This window comes from Streptomyces sp. Tu 3180 (assembly GCF_009852415.1).
Lineage (GTDB): Bacteria > Actinomycetota > Actinomycetes > Streptomycetales > Streptomycetaceae > Streptomyces.
This window is the reverse complement of the sequence record NZ_WOXS01000002.1, coordinates 7,373,523-7,385,591: the sequence shown is the minus strand read 5'-3', so window position 1 is coordinate 7,385,591 and position 12,069 is coordinate 7,373,523. Positions and strand designations below refer to the sequence as shown.

Annotated in this window: 7 protein-coding genes, 2 pseudogenes and 2 riboswitches; of the genes and pseudogenes, 5 read left to right on the top strand and 4 right to left on the bottom strand. The window is 73.8% G+C overall.

The window, feature by feature from the left end; translation table 11 throughout:
• Positions 1-426: 426 nt before the first annotated feature.
• Positions 427-1,179, bottom strand: coding sequence for an alpha/beta fold hydrolase (locus GL259_RS33645; RefSeq protein WP_159537037.1), 753 nt, complete (start codon positions 1,177-1,179; stop codon positions 427-429).
• Between the two features lie 538 nt (positions 1,180-1,717).
• Between GL259_RS33645 and GL259_RS33640 the strand changes: the two genes are divergently transcribed.
• Positions 1,718-2,143 carry a VOC family protein gene (locus GL259_RS33640; RefSeq protein WP_159537036.1) on the top strand — a complete coding sequence of 142 codons (426 nt, stop codon included), beginning with the start codon at positions 1,718-1,720 and terminating at the stop codon, positions 2,141-2,143.
• A 308-nt stretch (positions 2,144-2,451) separates the two neighbouring features.
• On the opposite strand, the pseudogene GL259_RS33635 reads toward GL259_RS33640, so the two are convergent.
• A pseudogene (locus tag GL259_RS33635) lies at positions 2,452-4,415 on the bottom strand (NAD-binding lipoprotein).
• A 290-nt stretch (positions 4,416-4,705) separates the two neighbouring features.
• Here GL259_RS33635 and GL259_RS33630 point away from each other — a divergent pair.
• Positions 4,706-6,700: an NAD(P)/FAD-dependent oxidoreductase gene (locus GL259_RS33630; RefSeq protein ID WP_159537035.1), complete on the top strand. Its 1,995-nt coding sequence runs from the start codon at positions 4,706-4,708 to the stop codon at positions 6,698-6,700.
• Between the two features lie 168 nt (positions 6,701-6,868).
• On the opposite strand, the gene GL259_RS33625 is transcribed toward GL259_RS33630, so the two are convergent.
• Together GL259_RS33625 and GL259_RS33620 are read right to left on the bottom strand one after the other, a co-directional pair.
• Positions 6,869-7,210, bottom strand: a complete 342-nt coding sequence (locus GL259_RS33625) for a (2Fe-2S) ferredoxin domain-containing protein (protein ID WP_166461683.1) — start codon at positions 7,208-7,210, stop codon at positions 6,869-6,871.
• A 125-nt stretch (positions 7,211-7,335) separates the two neighbouring features.
• Positions 7,336-7,460: riboswitch (cobalamin riboswitch) on the bottom strand.
• 95 nt (positions 7,461-7,555) lie between these two features.
• Complete coding sequence (locus tag GL259_RS33620) at positions 7,556-8,542, bottom strand: ferric reductase-like transmembrane domain-containing protein (RefSeq protein ID WP_159537033.1); 987 nt, start codon at positions 8,540-8,542, stop codon at positions 7,556-7,558.
• 268 nt (positions 8,543-8,810) lie between these two features.
• Positions 8,811-8,969, top strand: a riboswitch (cobalamin riboswitch).
• A 138-nt stretch (positions 8,970-9,107) separates the two neighbouring features.
• On the opposite strand from GL259_RS33620, the gene GL259_RS33615 reads away from it, so the two are divergent.
• From GL259_RS33615 to GL259_RS33605, 3 genes and pseudogenes are all read left to right on the top strand, one after another.
• Positions 9,108-9,971 (top strand): hypothetical protein, encoded by an 864-nt coding sequence (locus GL259_RS33615; protein ID WP_159537032.1) that lies wholly within the window; start codon positions 9,108-9,110, stop codon positions 9,969-9,971.
• Positions 9,968-10,989: pseudogene (locus tag GL259_RS33610) on the top strand (cysteine synthase family protein). The gene GL259_RS33615 and the pseudogene GL259_RS33610 overlap by 4 nt, the downstream one beginning before the upstream one ends.
• Positions 10,986-12,053, top strand: coding sequence for an ATP-grasp domain-containing protein (locus GL259_RS33605; RefSeq protein WP_243762465.1), 1,068 nt, complete (start codon positions 10,986-10,988; stop codon positions 12,051-12,053). Before GL259_RS33610 ends, GL259_RS33605 begins: the two are co-directional and overlap by 4 nt.
• The last annotated feature ends 16 nt before the right edge of the window (positions 12,054-12,069 follow it).

Genomic DNA, 12,069 nt, shown 5'->3' with positions numbered 1-12,069 from the left:
GGCGCGATCTGTCCGGGCCGAATGCGCTCACAGTTTTCACGTTCGGTCACAGAATGGCAACCCCCCGGAATTGAAGGGGAGATGACCTGCCGACGACCCACTGCGACACGCGTGTATCCCGTCGTTCCACACTCAAACTCCCCGCCTGAGTGAAAAGTTGACTTTCTCTTTCGCCCAGCGGGCCACGACCGTCGCCACCTGCACCATTCGCCCCGGACGCGTGGACGTCACCCCGCGGGTTCCGGCCGGACCGAACGGCGGCGCGCCTGGACTCCGCGCGGCACGGGCCCCCGGTGAGCACCCGGCCCGGGGGAACGTCTTGGTGCGCGGAGGAAGTCACCGGCGCTCACCGGCATCACGCGTGCGCGGGCGTACGCCCCCGTACTCCGCGCCGTGCGCCCCCGCGAACCGCGGGGGCGCCGCCCCTCATCGTCCGCCGACGCCCGCGGACCCGACGACGAGCCGTACGACGGTGTCCTGATGGTCCATCAGGTAGAAGTGCTCCCCGGGCAGGACCTCCAGCCGGAAACCGGCCGTGGTGTGCCGCTTCCAGGCGGCGGCCTCCTCCGGTGCGACCTGCGGGTCCCGGTCCCCCGTCAGGCAGAGGACGGGCGTGTCCACCGCGGCGCCGGGGACCGGACGGTACCGGGCGACCGCCCGGTAGTCATTGCGCAGGACGGGCAGGAACAGGTCCATGAGGTCCGGGTCGCGGACGACCGCCGGATCGGTGCCGCCGAGACCGGCGAGGTGGTCGAGGATCTCCTGGTCGGAGTCGGGGGCGGGGATCACACGCGGTACCGAGGGGGCGGTCCGGCCGGACACCACGAGACGGCAGTGCGCCGTCAACCGGTCGCGCCCGAGCCGGAGCATCGACTCGAAGGCGACGGACGCCCCCATGCTGTGGCCGACGAGCACGAGCGGCACGGGTTCCGCCGCCCGTCGCCGTAAGGACGGCACCAGCCGGTCGGCGAGTCCTTCGACGGTCGTCACGAACGGTTCACCCATGCGCTCCTGCCGCCCCGGGTACTGAACGGCCGCGACGTCGTACCCCTCGGGGAACCGGCGCGCGAACGGCGCGTAGAACGCGGCGGTGCCGCCGGCGTGCGGAAAGAAGAGCACGCGCGCGCGAGGTGCTCCGGCACCGCGCAGTGGTCTGATCCAGGGGTCCTTGTACTCCATCGGCGCTCCCCGCCCTTCCTTCCCGCGGCCGGGATCGCGCGCCCGGCCGGTCCGGTGTGATCGTCGCCGACCGTACGGCGCACACGGGCCGGCCGTCGAGGGTCCCCGGCGGGGCACGGCTGCCGGGCACCCGCACCGGCGTTCACCCTCGTGCAAGCATCCGTGCGCCGGTGGAAGGCCTGCCGGACGAACGGCTCCCTCTCGCCTTCGGCGGTGCCGGATCGTGAAGGCCGGGCAGCTCCACCTCGCGGAGAGCGGGGCCGGTGATCCGACCTGGATGTTCCGCGGCGGACGACATCGCACCGGGTCCTCGGCCTTGTCGCGCCGGACTCCCACGACCGGACGCCGAGCCGACCGGTCGGTCCCGGGAAGGCCGGCCGCGGGGACGCGGGCCTGCGGCTCCGGAGCCGAGGGCCTGTCCGTGGCCGTCATGACGTGCCGTCACCACCGGACGGGAGACGGAGCCGAGCATTTCACGGTCCCGAAGGGCGGCGCGGCCTCATGGGCCGAGCTCCCGTCCGTACTGTCCGGGGGAGTAATGACCAGTAGGTTCACCGGGTGGGTTGTCGACTGCCACGCTCCGGAGCGGCTCGCGGCCTTCTGGTGCGCGGTCCTGGCCTTCGAGGTGATCGACCGGAGCGAGGGCGAGGCCGGGATCGGCTCCTGGGTGCCGACCGTCGAGGAGGTCCGGGCCCGCCGGATGCCGCCCACCCCGGTGTTCGTCCGGGTGCCCGAGGGCAAGACCGTGAAGAACCGGCTCCACCTCGGCGTCGGCCCGATCGACCGCAGTACCGACGACGAGGTGGCCGGACTGCCCGGCCTCGGCGCCGCCGAGGCCGACGTGGGCCAGGGTCCCGGCCGGAGCTGGGTGGTCATGGCCGATCCCGGGGGCAACGCGTTCGATGTCCTGCGCACCCTGGCACCGTCCCACCGGACGATCGGTCCCGGGGAACAGTGGTCGTAGGCGGTCAGTGAGCGCGGGACGGGCTGTCCGCTCCGGTCGTCGTGCCGGACGGCGGTGGTCGGCGTGAGGGTGCGCTGCATGACGCGGGCGACGACGCCGACGGGGGTGCGGCCGTGGTGGCGTTCCAGGCCGAGCCGGCCCTCGACGCCTCGTCGGCCGGCTCGACGGCCTGCCGCAGTGGTGTGAACGGCTCGGCTCCGGGTCCGTCGGAGGTGATCCGCTGGTCCGCGCGGCGCGTGTGCGGTTCACGGCGCTCCCGGTACGCCGCGGCTTCCGGGGGGCCGCGGGACCCGTGGGCTCCCCGGCCATCAGATCGGGTCCCCCGGGTGCGGCGGGTCGGACCCCCTTCCCCCTCGGCCTTCTCCTGCCGCGCCTCCTCCCCCGCCGATGACGACCACTTCGTCCTCGGCCGTCCAGCGGCGCCGCTCGTCCTTGGGCGGATTGATCCGCACGCCGTAGCCGGGGCTCGTCGACGAGTCGTCGTGGCTTCGGTAGCCGATGGCGCATTCGCCGCGACGACGTGCCGCCGCCACTGCCGTGGCGAAGGACGTCTCGCACCCGGGCAGCACGTAGTCGGTGGCCGGACGCAGGCGGACCCCGGCGCCGTCCGCGGAGAACAGTTCCTCGAACACCGCCGCCAGGTGCCGGTTCTGGGAGATCTGTGCCATGAGCAGGCCGATGAGTTTGCCGCTGATGATCACGTCGGCCCCGGGGCCGACGGGGGCCAGTGCCCGGTTCCGGTCGTCGGTCAGTTCGGTGACGACCGGCAGTTCGCGCCCGGTGGCCTCCTCCAGCCGGCGCAGCAGCAGGAGGGTGACGAGCGTGTGGTTGTCGGGGTCGTCCGGCGGCTGTCCGGGAACGGGGTCCCGGCCGAGCACGATCACGCTGTCGTAGGAGTGGACGTCCAGGCGTCGCAGGGTCTCGGGACGGGTGACGTCCCCGTGGTGAAGCGTCAGGACCAGGCCGGAACCGCCGTTCGCCTCGGCCTCGTTCACCTGCCGGACCGTCGCTTCGCCGTGGTCGGCCACCACGTCGACGACCGATCCGGGCCGGGCGCGGCGTCGCAGCTGGTCGATCATGAGCGGCGCCCGACGGTTCCAGCCCAGCAGGAGGACCCGCTCCGCCCGCGCGGGCGTCGGAGGGCCGGATGCCGTCAAAGCCTCCTCGACCAACTCCGCGCAGTCGGCCGGCCGGGCCGTGTCGTCGTCGCGGGAGATGACGACGAGCAGGTCGTCCGGGGCGATGGGGGTCTCCGGCGGCGGGTTGAGCAGGGGGTGTCCCCTCGCATCATCCCGACGACGCTCGAGGCCGGGTAGGACAGCAGCGCGTCGCCGAACGGGCGGCCGGCCAGGGCCGGTTCGGTGATCAGGTAGAACTCGTCGCCGGCGAAGTCGAGGAGTTCCTGGTGCACCAGGGAGAGCCCGGGGCGGCAGGCGGCCTGGACGATCAGCCGGGCGGTGACGGTGTCGCTCTCCAGGACGACGCCGCCCGGTCCGGCGGCGAGACGGGCGGCCAGGCGGTACCGGTCGTCCCGGACGGCGGCGACGACGGGCGGACGGTCTCCCTCCCCGGCCAGGGCCGCCCTGAGCGCCAGCAGTGTCCTGACCACCTCGGCATCGGCGTCGGGCTCGTCGTGGGGCAGGACCAGCACGACACCGGCCGTGGCCGGGCTGGTCAGGGAGAGCACGGCCGGGTCGGTGGTGGGGCCGCTGCGGCAGATCAGCCGCGTACGGCCGGCAGGGCCCACCTTCGTGCTCAGAGCCTCCTCCATGAGGGTCTTGTCCCGGTCGGCCAGCACCGCCACCGCGGCGCGCCGCTGGTTGGCGTTGGCGGCCACCAGCTCGCTGACCACCGTGAAGACCTGCTCGGACAATCCCAGGACCACGGCGTGCCCGTGTTCGAGCACGGTGGAACGGCCCCGCCGCAGCGCGGTGAGCCGCTCCGTGAGCGCCGTCGTGATCAGGCCGACGAGCGTCGAGACGTACAGCAGGGTGACCAGTGCGAGCAGCACCGACATCGCCACCCGCAGCGGCGTGCCCGTCGCACCGCCCAGCCGCAGCGTCTCCCCGGTGAGGTGCCACACCTGCGCCAGCCGGTCCGTCAGGGACGCCGGCACGCCGGGGTCGGTCCACACCAGCACCGCACTGGCCGGGACGACGACGGCCAGGCACAGCAGCGCCATCCAGCCGACGAGGGCGGCGGCACCGCGGGCCAGCGTGCTGTCGAACCAGTAGCGGGCCCTGTCACCGAACGGAGTGCGCCGCTGCGCCATCCTTCCCCCCTCCCTCGCCCCGAACTCCCGCAGGGCCGCGTCGGCGCCGCGTACGCGATGCGCCGCGCGGGCCCGCCGGAGAGCACGGATGTGGATCCGCACGTCGCAGTGTGGGGGATCGGTCACCGCGTCGGACGGAGCTCGCGCGGCGTTCATCCCTTCGGGTCTGCCAGGCCGTTCACCTCGGCGGATCCGCCGTGACGTCAGGGTTCGCCGCCGCTTAGCTCCTTCGGGTCAACGCCGGAGCGAAGGACGGGTGCCCGGTCACGGCCGTCGGTACAAAGGCCGCCATGACTGAAGATCACGCAGTGGTGCGTCCGGACGGCGGCTTCTCCCGGAGGAGTTTCGCGGCGGTGGCCGGCACGGCCACGGTGGCCACGGCCCTGACCGGCGGCGTCGCCGCGGCGCTGCCCGCACCGGCCGCCCCGGCCGGCAGGCGCGGCGCCGACTTCGACCGGTGCCTGGCCGTCGCCCGCGCACTCCTCGTCCTGGACTCCGACGACCGCCCCCTCGTCCCGCGTTACCAGAACGTCCTCCGGAAGGGACTGCCGGCCCAGCGACGGGCACGGCCCAAGGACGTCCTGGTCATCGGTGCCGGCCCGGCCGGTCTCGTGGCCGCCTGGCTGCTGAAGGGGGCAGGTCACCGGGTGACGGTGCTGGAGGCCAACGGCAACCGGGCGGGCGGGCGCGTCAAGACCTTCCGCAGCGGCGGCCACGAACGCGCCGAGCAGCCCTTCGCCGATCCCCGCCAGTACGCCGAGGCGGGCGCGATGCGCATCCCGGGCAGCCACCCCCTGGTGATGGAGCTGATCGACCAGTTCGGCCTGAAGAAGCGGCGTTTCCACTACGTCGACGTCGACGGCGGGGGACGTCCCGCCCACCGCACCTGGATCCACGTCAACGGTGTCCGCGTGCGGCGCGCCGACTACGCCCGCGCGCCCCGGCGCGTGAACCGGTCGTTCGGTGTCCCCCGGGCCCACTGGGACACCCCCGCCGCCGCCGTCCTGCGCTCCGCGCTGGATCCGGTGCGCGACGAGTTCAGTCACGTCGGCCGCGACGGCAAGCGGGTCGGGAAGCCGCTCCCGGAGCAGTTGCGGGGCTGGGCCCGCGTGGTGCAGCGGTTCGGTGACTGGTCGATGTTCCGCTTCCTGACCGAGCACGCCGGCCTCGACGAACGGACCGTCGACCTGATCGGCACCCTGGAGAACCTCACCTCACGCCTTCCCCTGTCCTTCATCCACAGTTTCATCGGCTCCTCCCTGATCAGCCCCGACACGCCCTTCTACGAGCTGGAGGGCGGCACGGCCGTACTGCCGGACGCCCTGCTGGAACGCGTGCGGGAGGACGTGCGGTTCGACCGCCGTGTCACACGCATCGAGTACCACCACCCGGACCGTCCCTCCCCGGACACCGGGCACGTCCGGGGCAAGGGTCCGCACGTGTGGGTGGACACCGTGTCGGAGGGCCGCGGCGGTCCCGTCGTACGCGAACAGTTCACCGCGGACGTCGCCGTGGTCACGGTGCCGTTCTCCGGGCTGCGCCACGTGCAGGTCGACCCGCCCCTGTCGTACGGCAAGCGCCGGGCGGTCTGCGAACTGCACTACGACAGCGCGACCAAGGTGCTGCTGGAGTTCAGCCGTCGTTGGTGGGAGTTCGACGAGGCGGACTGGAAGAGGGAGCTGCGCGCCGTCGACCCGGATCTGTACGACGCCTACCGCACCGGCCGCGCCGCCGCGGACGGCAGTCTGCTCGGCGCCCACCCCTCCGTGCCCGCCGGGCACATCACAGCGGGCCAGCGCACCCACTACGCCGCCAACCGCTCGATCACGCGCGACCAGCCGGAGGCGGTCGGCGTCGTGGGCGGCGGCTCGGTGTCGGACAACGCCAACCGGTTCATGTTCCACCCCTCCCATCCGGTTCCGGGCAGCGCGGGGGGTGTGGTCCTGGCCTCCTACAGCTGGGCGGACGACGCCCTGCGCTGGGACTCCCTGGACGACGACGCACGGTATCCGCGCGCGCTGTGCGGCCTCCAGCAGGTCTACGGCCGGCGCATCGAGGTCTTCTACACCGGCGCGGGCCGCACGCAGAGCTGGCTGCGCGACCCCTACGCCTACGGGGAGGCGTCCGTGCTGCTGCCCGGGCAGCACACGGAGCTGCTGCCCGCCGTCCCCGTGCGCGAAGGGCCGTTGCACTTCGCCGGGGACCACACGTCCGTGAAGCCCGCGTGGATCGAGGGGGCCGTGGAGTCCGCCGTGCGTACCGCCCTGGAGATCCACACCGCGTGAGCCGGGCGGCCCGCCCGGCCGCGGCCGAGAGCGGGTCGTCCCCGCAGGGAACCCCCGGCAGCAGCTGACCGGGCGGCTGCCGGGGGGGTGCCCTCGCGGGCGGCCCGCGCCGTCCCGCCCGCGGCCCCGTTGCGCTGCCGCTCCGGCGCGGCAGCGGTCCTCGGCCGTTCAGGGGGCCGTGCGGCGGCGCGGCGGGGTGAAGGCGTACAGGTCGAGGATCTCCGGCCGGGGAGCGACGCCGGGACCGCCCGCCCGTACCCAGGCGGCGACGTCCTCCGTCGCCGCCGGGTCGTTGACCAGGCCGAGCCACACCGGCCGGGCTCCGGCCGCCCGCCCGGCGGAGGAGGGCTGCACGACGACCACGTTGGCCTGGTCGCACACGTCCAGGCAGTCGGAGACGCGCACGGGCGCCTCGGCACGCAGACGCTCGGTCTGCGCGGCGTGGTCGACGCCGGTCACCTTCGCGGTGCCGCAGCAGCAGTCGCGGCACACGACGACCCGGCACGGCACGGCGCCGACCGGTTGCGCAGCCTCCTCGGCGCCGAACGCCTGACCCTCCGTCGTCCCGGGCACGCCGAACCACCCCTCTCCTCCGGGGAGCTCCGCCCCGGTGTCCTTCGAGGAGGCGACGACGTGAGTCTCCTGGCTCTCGGGTCGTGGCTCGTCCCGGCCTTCCCGCCCTGCGCGGGGCAGTGGCCCGTTCGGGATCCGCTCGCCGATCACAGTGGCGGGACCGCGCCGGATTCGCACCGGCTTCCTCGGACCGTCGTCGCCCTGTCGCCGGTCATCATCGCATCAGCCGGCCGCCCGCCCTCGGGCGCCTGCGCCGGACCCGCCCCTCCCGGCGGCCGTGGGTCACTCCGGCTCGGGAGCGTGCGGGCTCGTCGAGGGCGGCTCGGCCGGGCGTTCCCGGCCGCCGTCATGACCGGACACCACCACGACGACCAGCCCCACCACGACGGCCCCGGCGGCCACCCGGCCGGCGGCCCGCACCCCCCAGCCCGGCAGCGACACGCCCCCGCGCCGTCCCGGCCCGCCCAGTCGCTCGGCCCGCCGGGCGGGCCGCAGCAGCCGAGCCAGCAGCAGTGCCGCGACCGGGAGTTGGAGCAGCCACAGGACGGTGCGCGGCCACTCGCCGTACCAGACGTTGGTGCCGTACAGCAGGGTGTGCCACACGCTCAGCACGTACACGACGATGACGAAGCGGTGCAGGCGGCGCCAGGTGCCGGCGCCGATGCGGTGCCGGACGTAGAACAGCAGGCCGAGGGGAACGGCCAGGTAGAGGGCGCCCTGGCCGAGGGGGATGGCTACCTGGCCGGTGCCGGAGTCGTACCAGCCGGGCACGAACGTGTCCGCGAAGCCCGCCCACAGCCGTTCGAGCCACGTCAACCGGGCCTCGTACCGCACGAGTTCCGCCGCGAACATCAGCGCGTGCGCGAACATCAGGGCCATCGTGGTCAGGCTCGTGGTGCGGTGCCAGCGCTCCAGGGTCTGCCGGGGGACCGGCAGCCGGGCGGGGCGCGGCCCGGACAGCAGCAGACCGAGCATGACCGTGCCCCAGGCCCACAACAGGCCCGACCAGCCGAACGCCTGGCTGAGCAGGTACATCCAGTACGTGCCGGGGTCGTCCATGAACGGCATGACCGCGACCGTGTCCGACTCGCCCGACTCCATGCGCGCCCACAGCAACACGAACACGAGCGCCGTGACCACCACCGCCGCGCTCGCGTCGGGCAGCGCGGCCCTCAGGTCGGCGCGCAGGGCGACGCGATCGGCCGGACGCCTGTCACGGGCGGGCGGTGCGGCCGTGCCGTCGTCCTCCGGCGTCGTCTCTGGCAGCATCCTGGGCCTTCCGGGGCGCGGAACACCGACGGGCGGTGTGCACGTGGGACGGGAGGCACCAGTGTGACCGAGGCGGCCGGGAGCACCGAGGCCACATCCGGCCAGAGTGGTCCCCGGCCGACGCAGGGCCCTGACGCCCGCCGGGGCACCGATCGCATCCGGACAACCGGCGCCGCACCCCCTGCCGCCGGAGCGCGAGCCGCCCTACGCTGATGCCCGCAGTCGGTTCGCGCCCGCCGGTCCGGCCGGATGCCGGGCGGACCGGCGCAAGAGGGAACCCGGTGGGAGTCCGGGACTGTCCCGCGGCGGTGAGTGGGAACGAAAGCCGTCAACAGCACTGGGCCCGTATCTCGTCGGGGCCGGGAAGCGACGGCCGGTAGGTGCCCGCCGGCATCCCCGGTGGGCGGGTCCGCGAGTCCGAAGACCTGCCGCTGCGCCCGCACGTGACGTGCGGGCTGTGCACGGTGACCTCGCGGACCGGGTTGGCGGTGCGGACGGCCGCAGGGCACGCCCTGCGCGGTGCCTCCCTCCCGGTCGCGTTCCAGGACGCGGACAGGAGGGGTACGTGACGGGCCGCACCGTGTCCGGCGTCTGCCACGGCACTCTGGGCGAGCTCTACCAGGGCCCGCTGCGGGCGGGGGCCGATCCGGACATCGCCGTGGTGTCCTTTCCCGTGGAGCGGCACTCCCGGGTGCACTTCGCCCCCGGGGCGCAGCCGCCGAATCCGCTGCCCCTCGGCGAGAAGTCCGCGACGGCGGCCCGGCTCTTCCTGGAGCGTTTCGGGCTCACGCTGCCGCCGGGCCGCTGGAGCGCCCACTCCGACCTGCGGGTGGGCGTGGGGATGGCGAGTTCCACCGCCGACATCGTGGCGACCCTGCGCTGTCTGTTCCGGCTCTTCGCCCTGCCGTACGACACGGACGTGGTCCTGGGCGTCCTGGCGTCGATCGAGCGGGCCGACAGCGTGTTCCTCGACGAGTTCGCGCTGTACCTCAGCGGCCGGCACCGGGTGGTCCGGCGCCTGGGCACGGACATCGGCTTCCACACCGCGTACACCACCGAGCCCGGGACCGTGGACACCGCCGCCGTCACCGACCTGCTGCTGGAGCACTACCGGCGGCACGGGGAGGAGTACGAGCGGTGCCTGACCGACCTGCTCAAAGGTTTCGCCTCCGGCGACCCGGCCGCCGTCGCACGGGCGGCGACCGCCAGCGCCGCCCTGTCGCAGAACGTGCTGCCCAAGGCGACGTTCGGCAGCCTGCTCGCCCACCGGGAGCGGTTCGGCGCCGACGGCGTCTTCGTCGCCCACACGGGCTGCCTGATCGGCTACCTCTTCCCCGGCCGCCTGGACGCCGGTCTCAAGTCCGAACTGTCCGCCTTCTTCCACTCGCTCGGCCACCGGTGTTCCTTCGCCCAAGGAGGCTACGGGTGATCCACCCCCGCATCGCCGACGCCCTGAAGTCCCGGATCTCGTCCGGCTCACCGACGGCCTCGTCCTGATCCGGTTCGAGTCGATGAAGATCTACTCGGCGCTCGCCGCCGTCCGCCACCTCCTGGAGCGGGGCGCGATCCGCCCGGGACAGACCCTGATCGACAGCTCCAGCGGCATCTACGCCTACGCCCTGGCGCTCGCCTGCCACCGCTACGGCATGCGCTGCCACGTCGTCGCGTCCACCACCGTGGACACCACCACCCGCGCCCAGCCGGAGATCCTCGGCGCCACCGTGGAACAGGTCAGACCCTCGAAGGACCTCAAGCTGGACCAGGAGCTGCGGGTGCGGCGGGTGAAGGAGATCCTCGCCGATCACCCCGGCTGGCACTGGATGCGCCAGTACCACGACGACGTCCACTACCTCGGCTACCACGAGGTGGCGGACCGGATCACGGCCGCGTTCCCCTCGACCGCGCTGACCGTCGTCGGAGGGGTGGGGTCGGGGGCCTCCACGGGCGGCCTCGTGGAACGCCTGCGCGCCACCGACCCCTCGGTGCGGCCGGTCGGCGTCCAGCCCTTCGGCAGTGTCACCTTCGGCAGCCAGGACCACCACGACCCGGAGGCGATCATCGCCGGCATCGGGTCGTCGATCGTCTTCGGCAACGTCCGCCACCACCTCTACGACGCCGTTCACTGGCTGGACTTCACCCACGCCATGTCCGGCACGGTCGCCCTGCTGCGCGACCACGCCGTCTTCGCCGGGCTGTCCACCGGCGCCGGACACCTGGCCGCGACGTACGAGGCCCGGCGCCACCCCGACCGGCTGCACCCGGTGGTCGGCGCCGACACCGGACACCGCTACGTCGAGCGCGTCTTCGCCCGCCACACGGAAGCCCTGGACCCCGCCGCGCTGAAACCGGTCGAGGTCTCCGCCCCCGAGGAGATGTCCATGCCCTGGTCCAGGATGGCCTGGCGGCGCACCGCCCGCCCGGCCGGCCGCAAGGAGCGAGCGGCATGAGCGTGGTCTGCCTGGAGTCACTCACCTTCGGCCTCGGACACCTGGTGCGCGCCGCCGACGCACTCGGCGAGCGGCTCATCCTGCTCACACGCGACCGCGCCTCCTACTCCTACGAGCTGGAGAGGCTTCCGGCGGACGCCCTCGACGTCGTCGTCACCGACACCTTCGACGTGGAAGGGCTCACGGATCTGCTCCGCCGGACGCCTCGGCCGCGCGGCCTGATCAGCTCGACCGACACCTGGACACTGGCCGGTGCCGAGCTCGCGGACCGTCTCGGCCTGCCCGGGCTCGATCCGGCCGTGCTCCGGCTGACCCGGGACAAGGCGGCCGTACGGAACCGGCTGCACGACGCCGGGCTGACGCGCGGGCGGGCCGTGGAGGCGCCCGGAGCGGAACTGAGGGACGTGCTGCTCAAGGAGGTCGGTCTGCCCGCCGTCCTCAAGGACACGGCGGGCACCGGGAGCCAGAACGTCTGGCTGGTCCGCGACGAGCCGGAGCTGGAGGCGGCCCTCGACGGGGCGGCCGGGCGGGAGCTGAGAGGGCGGCTGTTCGCGGAGCCGTACTTCAGCGGGCCGGTGTACAGCGCCGAGACCCTCACCTGGGCCGGCCGGACCCGGCTGCTGGGCGTCTCCAGCCGGCTGATGTCACCGGAGCCGTGCTTCCGGGAGGAGATCACGGCGTTTCCCGTGGCCTTCCCGGAGGCCCGGCGGTCCGTGCTGGAGCGGTGGCTCGGCGAGGTGCTCGCGGCGATCGGCTACACCGACCGTTTCGCGCACGTGGAGTTCGTCCTGACCACCGGCGGCCCGGAGGTCGTCGAGATCAACCCGCGGATCGGGGGCGCCCTGGTCGGGGAGGGCATGTGCCGGGCGCTGGGCGTCAACGTGTACGAGGCGACGGTCGAGGCGGCGCTCGGCCGCCGTCCCCGCCTGATGGACACGGACCTGCCCGGCGGTCCGGCGAGCGAGGTCGCCGTCCACCCCCGCACCGGAGCGCCCCAGGTGACCTTCCTCCCCGGGCACCCCCATCCGGCCCACCCGGTCGAGGCGGACCGCTCCGCCTCGTGACGGACGCGCACGCGCC